At 75.7% G+C, this 23,168-nt stretch carries 18 protein-coding genes; 16 read left to right on the forward strand and 2 right to left on the reverse strand.

Annotated features, from left to right (window positions below):
- Window positions 1–26 precede the first annotated feature (26 nt).
- From ACH4F6_RS30395 to ACH4F6_RS30460, 14 genes are all read left to right on the forward strand, one after another.
- Window positions 27–890 carry a hypothetical protein gene (locus tag ACH4F6_RS30395; protein WP_397963563.1) on the forward strand — a complete coding sequence of 288 codons (864 nt, stop codon included), beginning with the start codon at window positions 27–29 and terminating at the stop codon, window positions 888–890.
- A gap of 81 nt (window positions 891–971) precedes the next feature.
- Window positions 972–1,259, forward strand: a complete 288-nt coding sequence (locus ACH4F6_RS30400) for a phosphopantetheine-binding protein (RefSeq protein WP_397963564.1) — start codon at window positions 972–974, stop codon at window positions 1,257–1,259.
- On the forward strand, window positions 1,256–5,707 hold the full coding sequence (locus ACH4F6_RS30405) for an amino acid adenylation domain-containing protein (protein ID WP_397963565.1): 4,452 nt from the start codon (window positions 1,256–1,258) through the stop codon (window positions 5,705–5,707). Before ACH4F6_RS30400 ends, ACH4F6_RS30405 begins: the two co-directional genes overlap by 4 nt.
- Before the next feature lie 84 nt (window positions 5,708–5,791).
- Window positions 5,792–7,156, forward strand: coding sequence for a hypothetical protein (locus ACH4F6_RS30410; RefSeq protein WP_397963566.1), 1,365 nt, complete (start codon window positions 5,792–5,794; stop codon window positions 7,154–7,156).
- Window positions 7,157–7,209: 53 nt separating this feature from the next.
- Window positions 7,210–8,295, forward strand: coding sequence for a methyltransferase (locus tag ACH4F6_RS30415; RefSeq protein ID WP_397963567.1), 1,086 nt, complete (start codon window positions 7,210–7,212; stop codon window positions 8,293–8,295).
- A 2-nt stretch (window positions 8,296–8,297) separates the two neighbouring features.
- Window positions 8,298–9,689, forward strand: a complete 1,392-nt coding sequence (locus ACH4F6_RS30420; protein WP_397963695.1) for an MFS transporter — start codon at window positions 8,298–8,300, stop codon at window positions 9,687–9,689.
- A 107-nt stretch (window positions 9,690–9,796) separates the two neighbouring features.
- Entirely contained in the window at window positions 9,797–10,540 is a 744-nt protein-coding gene (locus tag ACH4F6_RS30425) for a GNAT family N-acetyltransferase (RefSeq protein ID WP_397963568.1), read from the forward strand.
- Window positions 10,541–10,549: 9 nt separating this feature from the next.
- Window positions 10,550–11,962, forward strand: a complete 1,413-nt coding sequence (locus ACH4F6_RS30430) for a hypothetical protein (protein WP_397963569.1) — start codon at window positions 10,550–10,552, stop codon at window positions 11,960–11,962.
- 11 nt (window positions 11,963–11,973) lie between these two features.
- Window positions 11,974–12,396, forward strand: coding sequence for a cupin domain-containing protein (locus ACH4F6_RS30435; protein ID WP_397963570.1), 423 nt, complete (start codon window positions 11,974–11,976; stop codon window positions 12,394–12,396).
- The gene (locus ACH4F6_RS30440; RefSeq protein ID WP_397963571.1) at window positions 12,393–13,466 is read left to right on the forward strand and encodes a pyridoxal phosphate-dependent aminotransferase; all 1,074 of its coding nucleotides are present in this window, start codon (window positions 12,393–12,395) and stop codon (window positions 13,464–13,466) included. The genes ACH4F6_RS30435 and ACH4F6_RS30440 overlap by 4 nt, the downstream gene beginning before the upstream one ends.
- Window positions 13,467–13,533: 67 nt before the next feature.
- Entirely contained in the window at window positions 13,534–14,955 is a 1,422-nt protein-coding gene (locus tag ACH4F6_RS30445; RefSeq protein ID WP_397963572.1) for a KamA family radical SAM protein, read from the forward strand.
- Window positions 14,952–17,717: a lysine 5,6-aminomutase subunit alpha TIM-barrel domain-containing protein gene (locus tag ACH4F6_RS30450; protein WP_397963573.1), complete on the forward strand. Its 2,766-nt coding sequence runs from the start codon at window positions 14,952–14,954 to the stop codon at window positions 17,715–17,717. Before ACH4F6_RS30445 ends, ACH4F6_RS30450 begins: the two co-directional genes overlap by 4 nt.
- The gene (locus ACH4F6_RS30455; RefSeq protein WP_397963574.1) at window positions 17,714–18,541 is read left to right on the forward strand and encodes an OAM dimerization domain-containing protein; all 828 of its coding nucleotides are present in this window, start codon (window positions 17,714–17,716) and stop codon (window positions 18,539–18,541) included. The genes ACH4F6_RS30450 and ACH4F6_RS30455 overlap by 4 nt, the downstream gene beginning before the upstream one ends.
- Window positions 18,538–20,151: an amino acid adenylation domain-containing protein gene (locus tag ACH4F6_RS30460; RefSeq protein ID WP_397963575.1), complete on the forward strand. Its 1,614-nt coding sequence runs from the start codon at window positions 18,538–18,540 to the stop codon at window positions 20,149–20,151. The genes ACH4F6_RS30455 and ACH4F6_RS30460 overlap by 4 nt, the downstream gene beginning before the upstream one ends.
- A 23-nt stretch (window positions 20,152–20,174) precedes the next feature.
- Here the strand turns inward: ACH4F6_RS30460 and ACH4F6_RS30465 are convergent, their stop codons facing one another.
- On the reverse strand, window positions 20,175–20,417 hold the full coding sequence (locus ACH4F6_RS30465; protein ID WP_397963576.1) for a helix-turn-helix transcriptional regulator: 243 nt from the start codon (window positions 20,415–20,417) through the stop codon (window positions 20,175–20,177).
- A 257-nt stretch (window positions 20,418–20,674) separates the two neighbouring features.
- Complete coding sequence (locus tag ACH4F6_RS30470; protein WP_397963577.1) at window positions 20,675–21,010, reverse strand: hypothetical protein; 336 nt, start codon at window positions 21,008–21,010, stop codon at window positions 20,675–20,677.
- Window positions 21,011–21,216: 206 nt separating this feature from the next.
- On the opposite strand from ACH4F6_RS30470, the gene ACH4F6_RS30475 reads away from it, so the two are divergent.
- Window positions 21,217–22,191, forward strand: a complete 975-nt coding sequence (locus ACH4F6_RS30475) for a LuxR C-terminal-related transcriptional regulator (protein WP_397963578.1) — start codon at window positions 21,217–21,219, stop codon at window positions 22,189–22,191.
- A 346-nt stretch (window positions 22,192–22,537) separates the two neighbouring features.
- On the forward strand, window positions 22,538–23,080 hold the full coding sequence (locus ACH4F6_RS30480; protein ID WP_397963579.1) for a hypothetical protein: 543 nt from the start codon (window positions 22,538–22,540) through the stop codon (window positions 23,078–23,080).
- Window positions 23,081–23,168: the final 88 nt, after the last annotated feature.

Raw genomic sequence — 23,168 nt, forward strand, 5'->3', positions numbered from 1 at the left:
CCCCTTCCCCGGAGGCGTCCACCACCATGAGCAAGCGTGCCCAGACCGGGCGGCCCGGACGGGCCCGCCGGGTGATGAACCCCGGCGAAGACGACCCGCTCTTCCGGTACGAGTACGACCGCGGCAGCAACTACGAACAGGACACCCGGCTGACCGAGGCCCTGTCCGTACTGCTCCCGGAGGACACACTGGTCCATCCCGACCAGCGGCTCTTCCAGACGATCCACCTGATCACCGAGTACGCCTGGTGCGCCATGCACTACGAGATGCGGCGCGCCGCGGCCTCGCTGCGCGACGACGACGACCTGCTCGCCGCCCGGCTCCTGGAGCGCGCCGCGGCCCTGGGAGAGCTCACGGCGCGCGCGGTGCGCGTCCTCCAGGACCATCTGCCGCAGGAGAGCCTGCTGACGATGCGTGAGACGTTCCCCGAGAACACCACCGGGCTGGACTCGCCCGGCGCGCGCAACCTGCGCCGCGCCGCCACCGCGCTGTGGCGGGAGATGGAGGCAGCCGTCGCCCGCGCCGGCCTCCGCCCGCGCGAACTCGTCGCCGCGCAGGGCCGTCTCGACCCGCCCGCCGACGGGGACCGGGCGCCCGCCCTCGCTTTGGTCCGCCAGGCGCTGCTGCGCCTCGACGACTCCGTCGCCGCCTGGAAGCACCACCATCTGCGGATGGTCTGGTCGCAGCTCGGCGGCCACCCGGAGGCCGTCTCGCCGACGGCCGGGCCCGCCCCCGGACGGCCCGCCTCCGCACAGGCTCGCGACGACCTGCCCAAGAGCCTGCGCGGGCAGTCCACCGCCGGCGTGCGGGCCATGGCCGACCGCAGCCTGTTCCCGCGGCTGTGGGACGCCGTGGACGAGACCTACCGCGACCTCGTCCCCGACGGCTAGCCCCGGTTCCCGCGGTGGGCCGGTCCCGGCCGCCCCGTGCCACAGCCCCGCCCCCTCGACTCGAAGGACATGACTGACGTTATGGCGACGCAAGCAGCGGTGCAGAGCACCGACGCACTCATCGCACTGGTGCACCACGCCTGGGCCGACGTCCTCGGCCACGAGGAGTTCACCGACGACGACCACTTCTTCCAGATCGGCGGGCACTCCCTGGACGCCGTCGAGATCATGCGGCGGCTCGGCGGCGACCTCGGTCGCCGGCTGCCGGTGCGGCTGTTGCTGCGCCACCCCACCGTGCGCTCCCTGGCCGCCGTCCTCGCCGCGCCGGACCCCGGCACCTCGACCGCGGTCCGGGAGGCCGGCGCATGAGCACCACCGCGCCGGCGCCCGTCTCGGCCGCGCAGACCGAGATATGGCTCGCCGACCGCTGCGAGCCGGAGTCCGGCCGCTACAACGTGCCCGTGGCGCTGCGCTTCGAGGGCACCCTGGACCTGCCCGTGCTGCGCCTCGCCCTGGCCGACCTGCTCGTGCGCCACCCGGTCCTGGCAGGCCGGTTCGACGTGGAGGAGGGCGAGCTGCGGTTCGTGCCCGAGCCCGCGGCGGTCGTGCCGCTCGGCAGCTTCGCGTGCCCGGGGCCGATGCGCTCCGACGCCGCGCGGCGCGCGGCCGTCGAGGCCGCGCAGCGCCCCCTCGACCCGGCTGCGGGCCCACCGGTACGTGCCGACGTCCTCCACCACGACGACGGCGCCGTCGTCGTCCTGACCGTCCACCACATCGTGGCGGACGGGCGGACCCTGGAGATCCTGGCCGACGACGTGCTGGCCGCCTACCGGGCCCGCCGCGCGGGCCAGGAGCCACCGGTGGGCCGGCCCGGCGCGGTGGCCCCGGCCGCCTCCCCGGCGACCGCGCCCACCGGGCCGGCGGCCTACTGGGAGCGCCTGCTGGAGGACGAGCCCGTCGCCTTCGCGCCGCTGCCCGACCTGGTGCGCGCCGAGGACCGGCTGCGCGGCGCGGCGGCCTGGGCCGAGCGGACCCTGTCCGGGCAGCGGCTCGCCGCGGTGCGGCGCATCGCCGTACGCGACGGCGTCACCCCGGCCGTGGTTCTGCTCGCCGCCTGGAGCCTGCTGCTGCACGCCTGGTCCGGGGAGCACGACGGCGTCCTGGGCGTGCCCTTCGCCGGACGCCACGTCCCCGGGACCGAGGACGCGGTCGGCCTGTTCACCCGCGTCCTGCCGGTACGCAGCCGGCTGGACGCAGGTGAGACCTTCGACGCCTACGCCGCGCGCATGGGCGAGCAGGTCTGGGACACCATGGAGGCGTTCGCCGACACCGGCGAGCCCCCCACCGCGACAGCCCCCCGCTACGCGGCGGTGTTCCTGCACCAGCCCCGCGCCGACCGGCCGCGCCAGGTCCCCGGTGCCACCGTGCACGTCACCCCCCTGGACACCGCCTCGGCCAAGTACGACCTGGCCCTGGCCGCCCAGGAACACCCCGACCGGCTGGTGCTGCGCGTCGACTACGACGCCGCCCTGTACACACCCGCCTCGGCGGAGCTGATGGTGCGCCAGCTCGACGCCCTCCTCGCCGCAGCCGAGCGGCCCGGGGCCGGCTGCCGCGACCTGGTCGCGGCCCTGGCGGACACGTCCGCCGTCGGCGGATCCGCCGACGAACCGCGGCCGTTGCCGGCGGCCAGCGTGCCGGCCCTGGTGCTGGCGCAGGCGCGCAGCGTGCCCGACGCCGTCGCCGTGGTCCACGGCGACCGGCGGATCACCTACGACGCCCTGGTGCGCGACGCGGCCCGCGCCGCCCACTGGCTGCGCCAGGAGGCCGGCGTCGACGAGGGCGACGTGGTCGCACTGCTGCTCGACCCCGGGGTGCGCACCGTCACCCTGATGCTCGCCGTGTCCCTGGCCGGCGCGGCCTACCTGCCGCTCGACCCCGCTTACCCCGACGCACAGCTCCACCTCGTCCTGGACGACGCCCGCCCCCGGCTGCTGATCACCGAGCCGTCCGGGGCGCACCGGGCCCCGCGGGGCGTGCCGGTGCGCAGCGCGGACGACCTCGAGCGCGCGGCGGCCGGCCTGCCGGACACCCCGCCCGCCACCGGCCTGGGCCCGCGCAGCCCCTTCAACGTCCTGTACACCTCCGGTTCCACCGGCCGGCCCAAGGGCGTCGTGCTGCACCACGGCGGTGTGCTGCGGCTGATGCACCGGCCCGACTTCCTGCCGCTCGGCCCCGACGACACCCTCTCGCACCTGTCCCCGCTCAACTTCGACGGCGCCACCTACGAGATCTGGGGCGCGCTGACGCACGGGGCACGGCTCGTCGTCCTGGACAAGGAACTGGTCCTGGACCCGGTGGCCCTGCGCGGTGCCGTGCGCGCCCACGGCGTCACCACACTGCTGGTCACCACCCCGCTGCTCAACCGCATCATCGAGGACGCCCCCGACCTGCTGCAGTCGCTGCGCCGGGTGTACTTCGGCGGTGAGCTCGTCTCCGTGCCCCACCTGCGCAAGGCCCTGCGCTGGGCGCGGCCGGGCACGCTCCTGCACAGCTACGGTCCCACCGAGAACTCCTTCACCTCCACCTGGTACCCGGTGGAGGAGATCCCGCAGGGCGCCCGGACGGTGCCCATCGGGCAGCCGGTGCCCGGCACCCGGCTGTACGTCGCGCTCGACGCCGAGGACGGCTCCCTCGTCCCCGCCCCGGCCTACGTCCCCGGAGAACTGGTGCTCGGCGGCGAGGGCGTGGCCCTGGGGTACCTCGGCGATCCCGAGCGCACCGCCGAGCGCTTCGTCCCCGACCCCTTCGTCCCCGACCCCGGTGCCCGGCTGTACCGCACCGGTGACCGGGTGCGGTGGACCGCGCGGGGACAGCTGGAGTTCATCGGCCGCGACGACAACCAGATCAAGATCCGCAGCCAGCGCGTCGAACTGGGCGAGGTGGAGTCCGCGCTGCGTGCGCACGCCCAGGTCACCGCCGCGTTCGTCACCAGCCGCCGCAACCGCCGGGACGAGAAGGAGATCATCGCCTACGCCGTCTTCACCCGGCCCGACGCGCATGCCGAGGTCCTGCGGCACCTGCGCGCCTGCCTGCCGTCCTTCGCCGTGCCCGCGCACCTGGTGGCCGTGGACGTGCTCCCCCTGACCGCCAACGGCAAGATCGACCGCCGGCGGCTGCCGCGGCCCGAGGAGACGGCCCCTGCTCCGGAGCCGGCCGTCCCCGCGGCCGCCACGGTGCCCGCGCCCGGCGGGCCGCGGACCGACCGCACGGTGCACGCCGCCTGGCGCGAGGTGCTGGGAGAGCGCCCCTTCGGACCTGACGACAACTTCTTCGACGTCGGCGGGCACTCGCTGCTGCTCGTCCGGCTCCAGGCGGCGCTGCATCGCGCCACCGGCACCCGGCCCTCCGTCGCCGACCTGCTGCGCCACACCACCGTGCGCGCCCAGTCCCGGCTGCTCGGCGGCGCGGAAGGCGCCACGCCCCCGCGGCCCGGGACGCGGCGGCGGCCGGCCGCCGGGCCGGGCACCGACGAGGACGCCGTCGCCGTGGTGGGCATGGCGGCCCGGTTCGCCGGCGCCCTGGACCTGGAGGCCTTCTGGGACAACCTGCGGGCCGGCCGCGACTGCTTCACCGAGGGTCCCGGCCCGCTGGTCACCGAACTGCCCGGCGGGGAGCGGCGGGTGGCCCGCTGGGGCATGGCGGCCGGCGGCCGGTCCTACGATCCGGGCCTCCTCGGCTTCAGCGAGGAGGACCTGCGCCACGGCGACCCCCAGCAGGGCCTGCTGCACGAGGTGCTGTGGTCGGCGGTGGAGGACGCCTCCCTGCGGCTGTCCGACATCGCCGCCCGAACCAGCCTGTACGCGGGGTGCTCCAAGGTCCTCGCCACCGACCCGCAGGCCCGGGTGGACGACGTGGTCAACGTCGACCCCACCTTCGCCGCCTCCCGCTTCGCCTACCTGCACGACCTGTGGGGGGAGGCCCTGCTGCTGGACACGGCCTGCTCCACCGGCCTGTACGCGGTCCACCTCGCCTGCCGCAGCCTGCTCAGCGGCGACAGCGACTACGCGCTGGCCGGAGCCGTGTCCCTCGACGCCGCCTCGGACGGCAGCTACCGCTACCGGCCCGGGTTCCTCTACGCCGACGACGGCATGTGCCGTCCCTTCGACCGGCGCGCCTCGGGCACCGTCGGCGGCTTCGGCGCCGGAGCGGTGCTGCTGCGCCGCCTCGCCGACGCCGAGCGCGACGGGGACCCCGTCTACGCGGTACTGCGCGGCAGTGCCGTGAACAACGACGGCGCCACCCGCATCGGCTACTCCGCCCCCGGCATCGACGGCCAGGCGCGGGTGATCCGCGACGCGCTGCGCGCGGCCGGGCTCGACGGCACCGACATCGGCTACGTGGAGGCCCACGGCACCGGCACCCGGCTCGGGGACGCCATCGAGATCACGGCGCTGGCCGAGGCGCTCGGCACGGACGGCCCGCCCGTGGCGGTGGGCTCCGTCAAGGCGTCCATCGGGCACTGCGACACCGCCGCCGGCATCGCCGGACTCATCAAGGCCGTGCTCGCCGTGCACCACGGCCACCTGCCGGCGACCCCCAACGTCGCCGAGCCCATCGAGGAACTCGCCGGCGCCGGCGGCCGGTTCTCGCTCCTGCCCGAGGGCCGTCCCTGGACCGACCGGGGTGGGCGCCCGCGCAGCGCGGGGGTCAGCTCCTTCGGCGTCGGCGGCACCAATGCCCACGTCGTCGTCCAGGAGCACCGGCCGGCCGTCCCGGCCGCCTCCGCCGAGCGCCGCGAACTCGAAAGGGTGTGACGTCCCGTGACCACCTCCCCGGCTTCTTCGGTCCCCTCCGCTCCCCCGTCCCGCACGGCCGATCCGGTGGCTGCGGTGTCCCGGGTGGCTCCGGCAGCTCCGGTGGAGTCGGCCCGCCGGTCGCCGTCGGTGCCCCGCGTCCTGGCGCTGTCCGCCCGGGACGCCCGCTCCCTGACCGTTCTGTGCGACCGCCTGGCCGACCGGCTGGCGAAGGCGCGGGACATCGACCTCGACGACGTGGCGCTGACCCTCGACAGGGGCCGCGAACGCTTCCCCTGCCGGCACGCCGTGGTCGGCGAGGACCTCGCCGAACTCGTCCGCCAGCTGCGCGAACCGGTCCCCCCCGAGGCCGGGGCCGCAGCGCCGCGGCCGGAGGGCACGGCCGCCGGCGTCGTCCTGCTCCTGGACGGCTCGGCCGTCGACGGCCCGGTGGCCGATCTGCCCGGCACCGCCGAGGTCCCGCGCCTGGCCGAGGACGCCGTCCGGCACGGCGGGAACGTCGCTGCGGCGCGCTCCGTCGCCGTCCTGTACGGCGCTGCCCGCTGGCTGCTGGACCGGCGCCTGACGCCGGTCGCCGTACGCGGCGAGGACCGCACCGGCGCCCTGGCCGCCGCGGCGGTGCGCGGCGACCTGCCGGTGGCCGAGGCGCTGCGGGCCGCCGCCGCGGGTCTCGCCGCGCCGCCGGCCGGGGACGCGCCCGGCCCGCGCGACGCCGTGGTGGTACGGATCGGCCGCGGCGTACCGGACGGCCCCGCCCCCGGTGGGCAGGAGCCGCTGGTGCTCGACCCGGCCGACGGGACGTCCGCGGCCCGGCTCGTCGCACGGCTGTGGTGCCGCGGCCTGGACGTGGACACCACGCTCGGCCGCCCCGGCCGCAGGCTGCGGTTGCCCGGCCATCCCATGTGGCGCCGCACCCCCGGCGAGTGCCGCGCGCAGGACACCGGCCGCCCGCTCACCCCGTACGAGCAGCGCTGGCTCTTCTACGACCTGGTGCGCCAGGGGACGTCCGGCGACCACGCGGAGGTCTCCGTGCGCTCCGTCCGCGGGGCGGTGCCCGAAGCGGCGGCGCTGGCCGTCGCCTTCGCCGAGCTGCAGCGCCGCCACCCTGCCCTGCGCACCGTCTTCGGTGAGCACGGCGGGCGCTGGCGGGCGACGGTGCTGACCGGACCGCAGGCCGGCCCGGACCTGCTCCCCGCCGACCCGTCCGCCACCCCCGAACGCCTGGCGGAGGCCGTCCGCACCGCCGCCGCCCGGCCCTTCGTCCTGCGGGACGCCCCCTTGGTGCACTGCTGCGTCCAGGAGGGACCGACCCACTGGGCGCTGGCCCTGGCCGTCTACGAGCCGCTGACCGCGTCCGTCACCCCGTCCGACCTGACCGCCGAACTGCTGACCCTGCTGAACCCGACCGCACCCTCCCCCGAGGCCGCCTCCCTCACCCGCCCCGCCTGAGCCCGAACCGTCCCGCCGGGCGCTCGGCGCCCTCCCACCGAACGGAAACCTCGATGACACTGCTGCACACCGCCCCGGCCGTCCCCGGCACCGGCCCCGCCGCCCTGCCCGCCGACTGGTACGGCGCCGCGCCCACGCCCATCGGCGTCGACCAGGCCTTCAACGGCTTCGTCGCCGCCACCGTCGTGCACACCCTGGACCGGCTGGGCATCTGGGACCGCTTCACGCAGAGCCCCTGCCTGGACGTGCCCGCCTTCGTCCGCGCCGTGGGACCCGCGGCGCGCGAACGCGTCGTGCGCGAGGTCCTGCGCGCCGCCGCCGTGTGCGGCTGGCTGCGCCTGGAGGACGGCGGCGACGCCGCCGTCCTCACCGACGCCGGCCGCGAGACGCTGCGCATGCGCGGTTACTTCACCTGGGCCGTCGGCGGCTACAGCGACGTCTTCTCCCACGCCTTCCGACTGGCCTCCGGCGAGGCGTCCTTCGGAACGGACGTCCTGCGTGACGAGGCGATGGTCGCCCTCGGCTCCGGGCAGAACGACCGCAACTTCATGTCCGGCACCCTCGACGAGGTGCTCGCCGGCGTCGACTTCGGCACCCTCGCGGACCTCGGCAGCGGCATGTCCGCCCGCCTCACCCGCGTCGTCGCCGACCGCCCCGGCACCCGGGGCCTCGGCCTGGACATCAGCGGGCCCGCCACCGAACTGGCCCAGCGCACCATCGCAGAGGCGGGCCTGAAGGACCGGGTCCGGGCCGTCCGGGCCGACGTGCTCGACGTCTGCCACCTCGAGGCGCACCGCGAGGCCATCGCCGAGGTGGACACCGTGATGAGCTTCTTCCTGCTGCACGACCTGCTCGCCGACCCGGTCACCCGGCCGCACCTGTTCACCCGGCTGCGCGAGGCCTTCCCCGCCGCCCGCACCTTCGTGCTCGCCGACACCATGCTGCGGCCCGACGCCGAGAACTCGGCCACCCTGCCGGTCTTCTCCCTGGGCTACGAGCTCGCCCACGCGCTGATGGGCGTGCCCCTGCACACCAAGGAGACCTACGAGGAGCTGTTCGCCGCCGCCGGTCTTCACCCCGTGCGCACCGTGCCGTTCGGCACCCCGCACTCGTGGCTGTACGTCCTGGAGGCACGTTGACCATGCGCATCGTCGCCACCGTACGGGAGTTCTCCCCGCGCACCCGTGCCGTCCTGGCCGTCAACGCGGTCAACTCCTTCGGCGGAGGCCTGGTCCTGCCGTTCCTGTGGATCTACCTGGGCCAGGTACGCGGCCTCCCCTCCTGGGTGCCCGCCGCCACCCTGGCCGTCCAGGCGGCCACCGCCGTCGTCGGCGGCCTCGTCTGGGGCGCGGTCCTCGACCGGGTGGCCCCGCGTCCCGTCGTCACCCTGGTGATGTGCGCGGCGGGCACCGGCACCGCGCTGTACGCCGGCGCGGTCTCCGCGCCCACCGCGCTCGCCGCCGCGCTCGTCTACGGGCTCGGGATCAGCGGCGTGGGCACCGTCCTGCGCTTCCTCTACGCCGGTGCCGCCACCGCCCGGGAGCGCGGGCTGGCCTTCTCCGCCGACTACGCCGTCTTCAACGCGATGACCGGCCTGGGCGTGCTCGTCGGCGGCCTGGTCGCGGCCGGGGGGCCGGGGAGCGACGCGGCCCGGTTCGCCGCGCTCTACCTCGCCGACGGGGCGACGTTCCTGCTGGCCGGGCTCGCCTTCCTGGTCCTGCTGCCGCGCATCGACGCCGCCGCGCCGAAGTCCGCCGCGCAGGAGGGGGAGGGCGTCTCCCCCACGGGGTACCGCGAGGTGCTGCGGCAGCCCGTGCTCACCGTGCTGTTCGCCACGCTGGCGCTGTGCTCGCTGGTGTCGTACGGGCAGCTCCGGTCGGGACTGCCCGGCTACCTCACCGCGGACGGCGCGGTCGGGCCCGAGGGGCTGTCCGGCACGTTCGCCGTGAACATCGTCGTCGCCGTCCTCACCCAGGTGGTGCTCGGCGAGCGCGTCCAGCGCGTGCGCCGCAGCGTCGTCCTGTCGGCCACCGGCGCGCTGTGGACGGCCGCCTGGCTGCTGGTGCTGGCGGCCGGCCGCCAGCAGGGCACGGCGGCCACCGTGTCGGCCATGCTCGGCGTACTGCTGCTGTCGGTGGGCGAGGCCCTGGTCTTCCCGGTGCTCACCGGGCTGCTCAACGACCTCGCGGCGGAGCGGGTACGGGGCCGGGTCAACGCGATGCTGTCGGTGGCGGTCTCGGCCGGGTCGGTGGCGGGCCCGCTGCTCGCCGGCGCGACGCTGCCTCTGGCCGGGGGCGTCGTGCTGATCGCCGCCCTGGCCGGTGCGGGGGTCGCCGTGGTCCTCGTGGGCACGGCCCTGCGGCGCGCCCTGCCCGGCGCGGCCGACCTCCCGGCACCGGACGGCGGGGCGACGGACGCCGCGGACGCGGCAGGTGCGACGGGCGCGGCGGATCCGGCCGACGCGGCCGAACCGGCCCGCACCGGCGAACCGGCCGCTGAGGCCGGGACGGCCCCGGCCACCGCCGTCCCCTAGGGCTCTCACCGCAGGGGGTCCGCGGTCGGGCGGCCCTCCGGCCGGCGGCCGGCCCGACGGCCGCCACCGGCCCAGACGTCACCAGCAGTGAAAGGAGACACGCCGTCATGAACAACTGGCCGCTGAGCAGCCTGCGCGTGACCACGCCGCTCGTGGAGCTGCGCTGGCCCACCTCCGAGGACCTCGACGCGCTCGCCGACCGCGCCGCCGAGGGGGTGCACGCACCCGGTTTCATGCCCTTCTTCTCGCAGTGGACGGACGGCGACCGCGAAACCGTCGCCCACCGCGTCCTGCAGCGGCACTGGCGGGCGGCGGCGGAGTGGCGCCCCGACGACTGGACGCTCTACCTGGCCGTGCTGCACGACGGCGAGGTCGTCGGCTCGCAGTCCCTGGGCGCACGGGACTTCGCGGTGACCCGCGAGGTTCTGCTGACCTCCTGGCTGGGCCTGCGCCACCAGGGACGCGGCCTCGGCGGCCACGCCCGTGCCGCCGTGCTGGAGCTCGCCTTCACCGGCCTGGGCGCGCACGACGCGTTCTCGGTGGTGCGGCGCGGCAACGCCAACTCGCAGGCGGTGTGCCGCAAGTTCGGCTTCGCCCCGGACGGGACGCAGGTCAACGCGGTGCGCGGCGAGCGAGTCGTCAGCGACCGCTACCGCCTGGACCGGGCCGCCTGGCAGGCCTCGCGCGGCGTGCCCGTGGAGATCACCGGTCTGGACGCCGCCCTGCACATGTTCGGCGCCGCCCCCGCCCCGGACGCCCCCGCCCCGGCACGCCGGGGCACGGAGACGGACCTCGCCTCCCTGCTGTCCGGGGTGCGCTACGCACCCGACCCCGACCACGCCCACCTCTGAGAGGCCGTCATGCCACGCCCCGTCATCGCCGTCGTCTACGACTTCGGCGCGGTCTCGCCCGTCGACGCCGTCGAACGCCTCGAACCGCTCGGGGACGTCGTCCTCGCGCAGGTCGACTCCCCGCACACGGCGGACATCGCCCCGCTCCTCGCCGAACTGGCCCCGGTGGTGCGCGTGGACGCCTCCGGCGAACGGGGCCTCGACGCGGCGGCGGCCGGGCTGCGCGCCCACGCGCCCGCGGCCGTCCTGACCTTCAGCGAACGCCGCCTGGACACCACGGCCGCCCTGGCACTCCGGCTGGGCCTGCCGGGCCACACACCGGACACCGTGCGGCTGCTCACCGACAAGCACGCCCAGCGCCGCCGGCTCGCCGAGCGGGGCGTGGACCGGGTCCGCACCCATCCGCTGCGCTCCCCGGCGGACTGGGCGCCGGCCGTCGCGGCGGTGGGACTGCCGGCGATCCTGAAGCCGGTGCGCGGCGAGGGCAGCCGCAGCACCCATCTGGTGCGCGACGCCGCCACCGGCGCCGCCCTCGCCGACCGCCTCCTGGCCGTGGCGCCGGACCAGGGCGGCGAGGAGGTCCTGGTCCTGGAGGAGTACCTCATGGGCACCGACCGGAAGCCCTTCGGCGACCACGTGTCGGTGGAGAGCGCCGTCGTGGACGGCCGCGTCACGCACTGGGCGGTGACCGGCAAGTTCCCGCTGGCCCCGCCCTTCAGGGAGGTCGGCCACTTCTGGCCCGCCCCGCTGACCGCGGAGGAGCGCGCCGCGGTGCTCGACCTGGCCGGTCGTGCCGTGCGTGCGCTGGACGTCCGTACCGGCATCACGCACACCGAGCTGAAACTGACACCCCACGGCCCCCGCGTCATCGAGGTCAACGGCCGGATGGGCGCTTACCAGAGCGGCCTGGGCCTGCTGGCCGGCGGCCCGGACCCGGTCGCGCTGGCCGGCCGGGTGGCCCTCGGCGAGGACCCGTTCGACGCCGGCCCGGCCCCCGCCGCCCCCGTCCGGGACGTCACCGCCGCGTGGATGCCGCAGGACCGTGTCGTGTACGCCCGGGCCGTGCCCACCCCCGCCGGCGGCGGTCGGCTCACACGGGTGCGCGGCGTCGGCGAGGTTCTGGGCCTGCCCGGTGTGAAGACCTACGAGGGCAGGGTGCGGCCCGGCACCCGGGTGCCGCCCGATGTGCGCACGGCAGAGCTGGCGGTGCTGTGGGGGACAGCCGGCGACCACACCGAGATGGTCGATGTCCTGGACCGGGCGCTCACCGCCCTCACCTACACCTTCGACGACCCCGCGGCCGGCGCGGCCGGGCGCACGCTGTGCGCCCGCGACCTGGGTACGGCGCCGGCCGCCCGGCCCACCGTCCCCGACTCCCACGGCGGCCGGGCCACCACCGGTTCCCCGCACCACCGACCTTGAGAGGCACCCCCATGAGCACCGAGACGACCGCTGCCGCACCGGCCGCCGGGACGGACCTCGGCCGCGCCCCGGCCGAGGTCCGCACCGACATCCCGCGGTTCCTGCCCGTCGCCGGACACCATGATCCGGCCCCCTTCTACCTGACGTCCGACATGTTCGGCGGCGTCCCCGTGCAGGTGGCCGGAGGCCCCGTGGACCACCTCGTCGGCAGGCCGGTCGCCGACCCGCACCGGCACGAGGTCGACGAGATCTACTTCCTGGTCTCCCCCCACCCGGGAGGCGCCCGCATCGAGGTCCACGTCGACGGAGCCCGGCACGAGCTCTCCTCACCCGCGCTGCTGCGCGTCCCGGCCGGCGCCGAGCACTGCTTCCTCACCCTGGAGGCCGAGCCCGGCAGCTACTGCTTCGGCCTGCTGATGGGAGAGCGGCCGTGACCGTCGCCGCGCCCCCGCCGGCCGCCCCGCCCGGCCTCGTCGCACGCCTGCACCTGAGCGAGAGTCCCTACGGCCCGAGCCCGCTCGCCCTGGCGGCCGCGCACGAGGCCGTGGACGCCACCGGCACCTACCCCGACCCCACCCGGTCCGCGCCCGCCCGGGCCGTCGCAGACCTGCTGGGCGTGGCGGCCGAGCAGGTCGTCGTCGCCAACGGCAGCGACGAACTGGTCCTGCTCAGCGCCCTGGCCCTGGGCGAGGCGAGCCGTCCCGGTGTCACCACCGCCGGCACCTTCCCCGGTTACCGGATCTGCCTGGAGAACGTGCGGCGCGGCTGCCGCGAGGTGCCCCTGGCCGGGACCCGGCCCGGCACCGCCGCCCTCGCCGACGCGCTGGGGGACGCCGGCATCGCCTACGTCTGCAACCCGCACAACCCCACCGGGGGCGCCCTGACGCGGGCCGAGTTCGACCGGCTCGTCGAGCGGTCCGCCGCCACCGGCACCCCGCTGGTGGTGGACGAGGCCTACCTCGACTTCGCCCCGCCCGGCACCCCCGGGGTGCTCGACTACCTGGACACCGGCGCGCCGGTGGTGGCGCTGCGCACCTTCTCCAAGGCGCACGGCCTGGCCGGACTGCGCATCGGCTACGCCGTCGGCGAGGCCGGCGCGATCGCCCGGTTGCGGGCCGTCCAGGGCACCATGCCGTTCAGCGTCAACCGGGCCGCCCAGGCCGCGGCCGTCGCCTCCCTCGCCGACCGGGGCCACCTGGACCGGGTGCGCAGGGCCAACGCGGCGGCCCGCGAGGAGTTCCGGGCCGCCCTGGCCGCCCGGGGGCGGCGCGCCCTGCCGTCGGTGACGAACTTCCTCGCCGTGCCCGTGGAGGACTCCGCCACGGCTGAACTCCTGCTGGAGCGTGACCACGGCATCCTCGTGCGCGACGCGGGCCGCTTCGGCCTCCCGGCGCACCTGAGGATCTCCGTGGGCCGCCCCGGCGAACTGGCCCGGCTGCTGGACGCGCTGGACGTCGTCGCCCCCGTACGCGGCGGTCGCGGACCGGCCCCGTCCGGCACCTGACCGCTCCCCACCCCGCACCCCAAGCCCACTCGCCCCGCCGCCTGGCCGGGAGAAACCGAGGCACCTGGTGAAGACCGCATCCCTTCCGGGCCCCCGGCCGGTGGCCGATCCGCTCGCCGGGCCCGACGTGGCCCAGCCCGCCGCCGTCCAGCCCTACGTCTACCGACGCCACGAACCGCAGGAGCCCGACTGGCGCCGCTTCCCCGGCTGGCGCGACGTGACCGCCGCCCAGTGGCGCGACCCCCAGTGGCAGCGCGCCCACTGCGTGAAGAACGCGGCGCAGTTGCGCCGGGTCGTCGGAACCGGCGTCGACGACGCCTTCTTCGCGGACCTGGAGGCCGACCAGCGCCAGTACGCGACGATGCCCGTGCTGCTCACCCCGCAGGTGCTCAACACCGTCGTCCCGCACACCGAGCCCACGACCGCCGCTCTGTACGCCGACCCGGTCCGCCGCTACATGCTGCCCGTCGCCACCGACCGGCACCCGCGCTGGCCAAGCCACCCCCTGGCCTCGCGCGACTCGCTGCACGAGGCGGAGATGTGGGCCGTGGAGGGCCTCACCCACCGCTATCCGACGAAGGTCCTGGCCGAACTCGTCACCACCTGCCCGCAGTACTGCGGGCACTGCACCCGCATGGACCTGGTCGGCACGTCCACGCCACAGGTCGACAAGTACCGCTTCGTGCTGCGCCCCGCCGACCGCCTCGACCGCATGATCGCCTACCTGCGGGACACGCCCGCCGTCCGGGACGTGGTGGTCTCCGGCGGCGACGTGGCCAACGTGCCCTGGCCCCGGCTGAAGTCCTTCGTCGACCGGCTCCTGGACATCGACTCCGTGCGCGACATCCGCCTCGCCAGCAAGGCACTGGTCGGCCTGCCGCAGCACTGGATGGCGCCGGACGTCCTGGACGGCATGGCCGAACTGGCCGCCAAGGCGTCGGCGCGCGGCGTCGGTCTGGCCCTGCACACCCACGCCAACGCCGCCCAGCAGGTCACCCCGCTGGTCGCCGAGGCCGCCCGTGCGCTGCTCGCGGCCGGACTGCGCGACGTGCGCAACCAGGGCGTCCTGCTGGCCGGCGTCAACGACACCCCCGAGGCGCTGCTCGACCTGTGCTTCGCCCTGCTCGACACGGCCGGGATCATGCCGTACTACTTCTACCTCTGCGACATCGTCCCCGGCGCCGAGCACTGGCGGCTCCCGCTGGAGCGGGCGCAGCGGCTGCAGCACGCGATCATGGGCTACCTGCCCGGCTTCGCCACGCCGCGCCTGGTGTGCGACGTGCCCTACGTCGGCAAGCGGTGGGTGCACCAGGCCGACGCCTACGACCGGGAACGCGGCATCTCCGACTGGTCGAAGAACTACGTCACCTCCGTCGAGCACGGCGACACCGAGGCGCTGCGCCGGGTCTACCACTACTACGACCCGCTGCACACGCTCGGTGAGGCCGGGCAGGCGTACTGGGCCGACCGTGCGCGGGAGGAGCGGTGACGGCGCCGGCGGAGAGCTCGCCGCTGGGGCTGCACCGCGTGGTCGCGCCCCACGGGGTGCTGCCGCAGGCGGCCGACCGGCTCGACCCCGACCCGCGGCTGCGCGAGGACGAGGTGCGCGTCGACGTCGAGTACCTCAACCTGGACGCGGCCTCGTACCGCCAGCTGTACGAGGAGCACCACGGTGACGGTGACGCCGTCCGGGAGGCGGTGTGCCGGATCGTGCGCGAGCGCGGCAAGATGCACAACCCGGTCACCGGCTCCGGCGGCATGCTCATCGGCACCGTCGCCGAGGCGGGGGCGCGCTCCTCCCTGGGGCTGCGCCCCGGGGACCGGGTCGCGAGCCTGGTGTCGCTCACCCTCACGCCCCTGGAGCTGACCGACGGGCTGCGCTCCTGGAACGGCCTGAGCGAACGCGTGCCCGCGCGCGGGCACGCCATCCTCTTCGGCCGGTCGGTGGCCGCGGTCCTGCCGCCCGACCTGCCCGACGAGGTGTGCCTCGCCGTCCTGGACGTGTGCGGGGCGCCGGCGCTCACCGCCCGCACCGTGGCCGAGGCCGCCGCCCGCACCGGGCGGGCGCCGTCGGTCGCCGTCCTGGGCGCGTCCGGCAAGTCGGGCGGACTGGCCCTGGCCGCGGCGCGCCGGGCCGGCGCCGGACGGCTGGTGGGTGTGGTCCCCGATGCCGCCGAGGAGGCCGCGCTCACCGCGGCGGGCCTGGCCGACACGGTGCTGCTCGCCGACGCGCGCGACGCGGTGGCCCTGGACGGGGCGCTGGCCGGGTGCGGCGGACCGGTCGACATCACCGTGGTGTGCACCGACGTCCCCGGCTGCGAGCACGCGGCGGTCCTGGCCACCCGGGACGGCGGCACCGTCGTCTTCTTCTCCATGGCGACGTCTTTCCCGGCCGCGGCCCTGGGCGCCGAGGGCCTCGGTGCGGACGTCACCATGCTCATCGGCAACGGCTACCAGCCCGGCCACGCCGAGGCGGCCCTGGACCTCGTACGCACGCAGCCGGCCGTGCGCCGCCTGCTGGAACGCCGCGTCGAGGCGGCGACGGGGCCGGGCGGGGCGGAGCCCGCACCCGCCGCCCCGGCCGGCCCCCCGGCACCGGCCGCCCCGCGCGCCGCCTGCTCGCCCCGGCCGGCGCGCCTCGGACTCGACCCCGACCTGGTGCGCCGGGCGCGGACGCTGGCCGCCCGGGCCGGGCGGCCGGTGGTCGACATGGCGCGCACGCACACCACCGTCGCCGTGGAACGTGCCGCGCTGCGGCTGGCCGGGTTGTCGGGCGCCGACCCCGAGGGCATCCCCTGGGCGAACCGGCTGGTGGACGCGGTGCGCGACCAGGTGGGGCTGGAGCACGGGGTGGCCCTGCCGGTGTGGCACGCGCTGCGCGAGGGCGCCGCGCCCGACCTCGTCGGCCTGGCGGCCCGCGCCACCGCCCGCGACATCGGCTTCCGCGTCCCGCAGGGCGCCGACGCCGAGCACGCCGTGCGCGACGCCCACCGTGCCATGGCGCGGGGTGTCGCCGTCATCGACGCCCGGCGTCTGGAGCGTGAGCGGCTGATGCGGCGCTGGGGCCGGCCGTCCGGGCCGCTGATCTACCTGATCGTGGCCACCGGGGACATCCACGAGGACGTCCGCCAGGCGGTGGCCGCGGCCCGCGGCGGCGCGGACGTCATCGCGGTGATCCGCTCCACGGGCCAGTCCCTCCTGGACTACGTGCCCGACGGCGCGACCCGCGAGGGATTCGCCGGCACCTACGCCACCCAGGAGAACTTCCGCCTGATGCGGGCCGCCCTGGACGACGTCTCGGCCGAGCTGGGCCGCTACGTCCGGCTGACCAACTACGCCTCCGGCCTGTGCATGCCGGAGATCGCGGTCCTGGCCGGCCTGGAACGGCTCGACATGATGCTCAACGACTCCATGTACGGCATCCTCTTCCGCGACATCAACCCGGTGCGCACCTTCGTCGACCAGCGCTTCTCGCGCCAGTTGCACGCCCGCGCCGGCATCGTCATCAACACCGGCGAGGACAACTACCTCACCACCGCCGACGCCATGCGGGCCGCCCACACGGTGACGGCCAGCCAGCTGCTGAACGAGTACTTCGGCAAGGAGGCCGGACTCACCGACGCCCAGCTCGGCCTCGGACACGCCTTCGAGATCGACCCCGACCTGCCGGACTCCTTCCGCATGGAGCTGGCCCACGCCCTGCTGGCGCGCGAGCTGTTCCCCGACGCGCCCCTGAAGTGGATGCCGCCGACGAAGCACATGACCGGCGACATCTTCCGCGGCTACCTCCTCAACGGCTTCTTCAACCTGGCCGGGGCGCTGACCGGGCAGGACATCCTGCTCGTCGGCATGATGACCGAGGCCGTCGTCACCCCCTTCCTGTCCGACCGCGACCTCGCCCTGCAGAACGTCCGGTACGTGATGCGGGCGGCGGGCGCGCTCGAGGAGGACTTCCGGCCCGCCCCCGGCGGCACCATCGCGCGGCGCGCGGAGTCCGTGCTGCGCGAGGCCGTCGCCCTGCTGGAACGCATCTGCGAACGAGGCCTGCTCGACGCCATCGCCGCCGGCACCTTCGGCGGGACGCACCGTCCCGCGGACGGCGGCCGGGGTCGCGACGGGGTCGCCGAACGCGCCCCCGGATACCGCAATCCCGCCATCGAGCTGCTGGAGAGCCCGCCCGCCCACCCCGCGGCCGCCGGATCCCCGGCCGCCCCACGCCCTGTCCGACGGGAAGGAGCCAACCGGACATGACCCGCTTCGACGCCGGCCGCGAAGCCGGCCCCGACCAGCGACCGAGGGTGATCCGCCCCTACGGCGACACCACCGACGACGGCATGGTGCAGTTGTCGTTCACGCTCCCGCTGCCCCACGGCCCGCTGGCCGAGGGCGCCGCGCTGCGCATGGCCACGCTCATGGGCGTCCGGCGCCCGCTGCTGGTGCACGCCCGCCCGGTGGGCACCGAGTTCAGCTTCTTCGTCGTCTACGGCTCGGTCGTCCACGGCGTCGACCTCGACGCGGTGCATGTGGTGGAGCGCGAGTACCCGCTGCTGTCCGCCCAGGAAGCCGACGAGGCCATCCGCGAGGGACTCGGCCGTGACCTCGTCGTGGTCGGCGCCTGCGTCGGCACCGACGCCCACACCGTGGGCATCGACGCCATCCTGAACGTCAAGGGCTTCGCGGGCCAGAAGGGCCTCGAGTACTACCACGGGATGCGGGTGGTCAACCTCGGCGCCCAGGTGCCCGTCGGCGTCCTGGCCCGGCGCGCCGTCGAGGAGGACGCCGACGCGGTCCTCGTCTCCCAGGCCGTCACCCAGCGCGACGCCCACCTGACCAATGTGCGGGAACTGAGCGCCGAACTCGACGCGGCGTTCGCGGACCGCGGCCGGCGGCCGCTGCTCGTCGTCGGCGGCCCCCGCTTCGATCCGCAGATGGCCGCGGAACTCGGCGCGGACCGCGTGTTCGGGCGCGGCACCACCCCGAACGACGTGGCGAGCTACCTGGTGCACGCGCTCACCGCCGGCCGTCACCCGGCCGCGGCCGACGCCCGCGCCGCGGACGAGCGGAGCACGGTGTGAACGCCGTGGGCGCCGTCGGCGCTCCCCCGCGCACCGCTCCCCCGCCCGCCGCCCCGGCGCGGCCCGGCGGTGTCACGCCCGCCGACCGGCTCGACGTGCGCTTCCACCGCCTGGCCGCCAGGCACCCGGATCGCCCCGCGCTCACCGACGCCGACGGCACGGTCACCTACGGATGGCTGGCCGAGCAGGCGCGGGCCGTGACGGCGGCTCTGCGCGGCAGGGTCACGCCCGGCGCCCCGGTCGCGCTGCGGGCCGTCGCCTCCCGGCACGCACTGGCCGGGCTGCTCGGCATCCTGGGCGCCGGCGCCTGCTACGTGCCGGTCGATCCGGCCTATCCTTCCGAGCGGCGGCGCCATCTGCTGGAGGACTCGCGCGCCGCCCACGTCCTGGCGCGGGACGAACCGGACCCGGACACCGGCGAGCGGATCGTGGACCGGATCGGCGAGCTGGTGCTCACCGCCCGGCCGGATGCCGCCGCCCCGCACGAGATGCCCGGCGACGCCGCGTACGTCATCTACACCTCCGGCTCCACCGGCACCCCCAAGGGCTGCGTCGTCGGGCACGCCCACGTCCTCGCCCTCCTGGACGCCGCCCTGCCGCTGTACGGGGCGGGACCGGACGACGTGTGGACGCTGTTCCACTCCTGGAGCTTCGACTTCAGCGTCTGGGAGATCTGGGGAGCGCTGCTGACCGGCGCCCGCACGGTGGTCGTCGACCGGTCCGTCGCGGCCGACCCGGAGACGTTCGCCGGGCTGCTCGCCGAGGAGCGGGTCACCGTGCTCAACCAGGTGCCCTCCGCCTTCGGCGCCCTGGTGACCGAGGCCGCCGCCACCGGGCTGCGGCTGCCCGCCCTGCGGCACGTCGTCCTCGGCGGGGAGGCGCTGGTCCCCGACGACGTACGGCGCTGGTGGCGGGCGGACATCGCCCCGCACTGCGCGGTCACCAACATGTACGGCATCACCGAGACCACCGTCCACGTCACCCATGGCCCGCTCACACCCGCCGTACTGGACGAGGCAGCCGCCGGGCGCACCCCGATCGGCCGTCCCCTGGCCCACCTGACGGTGGAGCTGCGCGACGAGCAGGGCCGGCCGGTCGCGCCGGGCGAGCCGGGCGAGCTGTGGGTCGGGGGCGCCGGCGTCAGCCACGGCTACCTCGCCCGCCCCGGGCTGACCGCGTCCCGGTTCCCCACCGCGCCGGACGGCCGCCGCCACTACCGCAGCGGCGACTGGGCCGTGGCGGACGAGGACGGCCGGCTGTACTACGTGGGACGCATGGACGGGCAGGTCAAGCTGCGCGGGTTCCGCATCGAACTCGGCGAGATCGAGGCGCAGTTGCGTGCCGTCGAGGGGGTCAGCCAGGCGGCCTGCCTGGTCGAGGCGGCCGGTCCGGACGGTGGTGCGGAGCAGTTGACGGCCTGTCTGGTGGCCGACCGGACCGTCACGCCGCCCCGGGCGGTGCGCGAGGCGCTGGCCGTCCGGCTGCCCTCGCACATGCTGCCGCGGCGCCTGGTCTACCTCGACCGGCTCCCGCTGACCGCCCACGGCAAGCTCGACCGCCGGGCCCTGGCCGCACGGTCGTCCGCCGACGCGGGCCCGGCCGGGGGCTGACCGCTCCCCCGTCCGCCGCCGTCTCATCCCTGGAGCGGGTCGAGGCCCGCTCCACGGGAGACCTGGAGGGCGAGGATCATCAGGTGCGCCCGGTTGGTGATCCCCGTCTTCCCGCGGATCCTGCGCAGGTAGGTGTCCACGGTGTGCGGGCTCAGGTCGAGCTTGCGGGCGATGGAGAGGTAGGTGTACCCCTCGGCCAGGTAGGACAGCACCTGGCGTTCGCGGTCACTGAGGGTGTCCAGGACTTCGACGGCGATGGGACTCACGACGGAGGCCTTTCGTGGGAGGCGGAGTCGCACGGCGCGGTGGTGCGACACGTCGGGCACGAGCCGGCCAGCTCAATCGCCAAATCTACGGCCCGAGTTAAGGTATGAGGGTTTGGTGGAGGACTACCGAGGGTGCGGACTGACACGTGGAGGCTTGGTTCGAGTACGAGCGACGCGTGGCCGGCATCCCTACGGGGCGTCCGCGGCGGCACCGTCGTGCCACCGGCGCGGACGCCGGCCACGCGTCGTGCGCCGGGTCAGATCGAGCCGCTGACACCGTTGTCGCCGGCGGCCGTGGGCACTGCCGCGGCGGTGTCCGTGCGGCCCCAGCCGCTGTCGCCGTCGTCGCCGGCCGCCACCACGCGGCCCCAGCCGCTGTCGTCGCCGGCGGTCACCACACGGCCCCAGCCGCTGTCGCCCTCGGTCACCACGCGGCCCCACCCGCTGTCGTCGCCGGCCCGGACGGCCGACGCGGCCGGTGCGGAGTCCGGCAGGCCCGCCGGGGCGGAAGAGGTGTTCACTCCGCAGATTCCGACCGCGAGGATCGCGCTCAGCGGGGCGGCGACGGCAAGGTAGGAACGAACGGACTTCATCGAGGCACTCCTGACGCTGTGTTGAGGAACCGGCGGGGCGGTTCCGCTGAGCTGCGGTGCTTCAAGATTGCCGCGTCAACGGGTCCGCGACCACGGATCAAGGTGTTCACCAAGCTGTCCGGCAGCAAGACGAACAGGGGCCAGAAGTGTTCATAGCGGATGAAGGCCAGTCAATCGAACCCCCGATACGGCCGAACGAGCGAGAAGTGACCCTCTACCGCTGGGTGGCTCGCAACCAGCGTCTGGAACCCGACCGCGCCGCGCGCGAGCTGGGCCTGGACCGGGAGGCGATAGACGCCGCCCTGCTGTCCCTGACCGACATGGGGCTGCTCAAGGCGGACGCCGAGGACCCCACCCGGCTGCGACCGGTCGACCCCGACCTGGTGGGCGCCGCCGTCACCGGCCGCCTGGAGTCCACGATCCGCGCCCAGCAGATGGAGTTAAGCCGCATCCGCGAACGGTTCTCCGATCTGCGCGGCCCCTACCTGGACAGCCTCAGCCACGCCTCCGCCGACGTGGAGGTCGTACCGCGCGTGGAGGAGGTGCGCGCCGCCCTCAACCGCGCCTCCGCCGAGTGCACCGAGGAGATGCTGACCAGCCAGCCCGGCGGCCAGCGGGACCCCGCGATCCTGCAGGAGGCCCTGGGCCGCGACACCGCCCTGCTCGCCCGCGGCGTGCGCATGCGCACCCTCTACCACCACACCGCCCGCTTCAACGGCCCCAGCCAGGCGTACGTGGCCACGGTGTCCGCGCTCGGCGCCAAGTACCGCACGGTCCACCAGCTGTTCGGCCGGCTCATCGTCTTCGACCGCAGGATCGCCTTCGTGCCCGAGCAGGGCGACTCGGCGGGCGCCGTGGTGGTGCGCGAGCCCTCCCTCGTGCACTACCTGTGCGAGGTCTTCGAACGCACCTGGTCGCTCGCCGAGCCGTTCTCCGAAGCCGCCGTCGACGGACTGGAAGCCGTCGCCAAGGACATCGACCGGACCATCGTGCGGCTGCTCGCCGCGGGGTTGAAGGACGAGACGATCGCCCGCCGCACGGGCATGTCGCTGCGCACGGCGCGCAAGCACATAGCGGACATCATGGAGACCCTCGGGGCGGAGAGCCGCTTCCAGGCCGGCGCTCTGGCCGCCCGCAGCGGCCTGCTCGACTCCGCGGAGCCCGAAGCCCGCAAAGGCTGAGAACGTCCGGACACCGGTGGCGCCGCCCGCCCGCGGTCTCGGTACCGTGAGTTCGGGGCTGGCGCGACGCGCCCTCAGAATGCACAGTGTCCAGCACGCCACGCCGGTGCGCCGGAGCCGAGTTCCCCACGTGGCAGCCGCCACGTGTGGAAGGGGACGAGCGGATCATCCTCCCCGGGAGCGCCTCACGCCTTCGGGCGGACGCGCGAGCACGCCCCGTCCCTGGGCGGCGGCCCGGCCCACGGGTCACGCCCGCCGGACCGGGGCAACGTGCTTCAGGGGGCATGCGTCGTGGCCCTACGGCTCGCCGGTGGACGACGCGACGAGGGGGAAGCAGCACGTGGACATGGAATCTGCTCCGGTCACCGGCAGATCCGCCCTGGAACGGTTCGCACGGGACCTGGCGATGTGCCTGTCGGTCCATCGCGACCGCGGCCCGGCCCTCGTCTGGCCGGACGGGCTGGAGGCCCTCGTGGCCGAGTCCTCCGTGGCCGGTTTCGCGCAGGCGACCGCCGGGGCCGGGCCCGGCTCCCCACCGGTGATGCCCTCCGGCCCCGCCCGCGCCGAGGAGCTGGCCGGGGAGGTGGGCCGGCTGCTGGGCTGCGAGGTGCGCAGCTCGCTGCTGCTGCTCCCGGCCGGTGCGGAGCGCCCCGGCCACGAGGCCGCCACCGACCTGGTGCTGCTGTCCGTGCGGGGCGGGTGCGACTGCCGGGTGGAACTGCGACCGCGCGGCGCGGGCTGCGCCGCCCGCGGGCAGGACCCGGCCCTGAACCTGCGGCTGCGGGTGGGCGAGGCGCTCTACGTGCCCGGCGGGCTGACCTACGCCCTCGGCGGGGTGCGCGCCCCGTGCATCCTGCAGGTGATCTCGCTGCACGCCGCCTCCTGGTGACCGCCGCGCCGGTCCGCCCGGGGTGCGGGGACCGTGAACCCGTGACTACCTTCCTGCCCCGCCCTCCGGCGACGATCGCTGTCGTCAC

Source organism: Streptomyces sp. NPDC017936, assembly GCF_044328485.1.
Taxonomy (GTDB): domain Bacteria; phylum Actinomycetota; class Actinomycetes; order Streptomycetales; family Streptomycetaceae; genus Streptomyces.

Excerpts from the sequence above, each read along its gene's own strand:
- ACH4F6_RS30425 (WP_397963568.1), top strand. The coding sequence starts at position 9,797 with ATGAACAACTGGCCGCTGAGCAGCCTGCGCGTGACCACGCCGCTCGTG.
- ACH4F6_RS30400 (WP_397963564.1), top strand. The coding sequence starts at position 972 with ATGGCGACGCAAGCAGCGGTGCAGAGCACCGACGCACTCATCGCACTG.
- ACH4F6_RS30405 (WP_397963565.1), top strand. The coding sequence starts at position 1,256 with ATGAGCACCACCGCGCCGGCGCCCGTCTCGGCCGCGCAGACCGAGATA.
- ACH4F6_RS30435 (WP_397963570.1), top strand. The coding sequence starts at position 11,974 with ATGAGCACCGAGACGACCGCTGCCGCACCGGCCGCCGGGACGGACCTC.
- ACH4F6_RS30470 (WP_397963577.1), bottom strand. The coding sequence starts at position 21,010 with ATGAAGTCCGTTCGTTCCTACCTTGCCGTCGCCGCCCCGCTGAGCGCG.
- ACH4F6_RS30430 (WP_397963569.1), top strand. The coding sequence starts at position 10,550 with ATGCCACGCCCCGTCATCGCCGTCGTCTACGACTTCGGCGCGGTCTCG.
- ACH4F6_RS30395 (WP_397963563.1), top strand. The coding sequence starts at position 27 with ATGAGCAAGCGTGCCCAGACCGGGCGGCCCGGACGGGCCCGCCGGGTG.
- ACH4F6_RS30420 (WP_397963695.1), top strand. The coding sequence starts at position 8,298 with ATGCGCATCGTCGCCACCGTACGGGAGTTCTCCCCGCGCACCCGTGCC.
- ACH4F6_RS30455 (WP_397963574.1), top strand. The coding sequence starts at position 17,714 with ATGACCCGCTTCGACGCCGGCCGCGAAGCCGGCCCCGACCAGCGACCG.
- ACH4F6_RS30415 (WP_397963567.1), top strand. The coding sequence starts at position 7,210 with ATGACACTGCTGCACACCGCCCCGGCCGTCCCCGGCACCGGCCCCGCC.
- ACH4F6_RS30480 (WP_397963579.1), top strand. The coding sequence starts at position 22,538 with ATGGAATCTGCTCCGGTCACCGGCAGATCCGCCCTGGAACGGTTCGCA.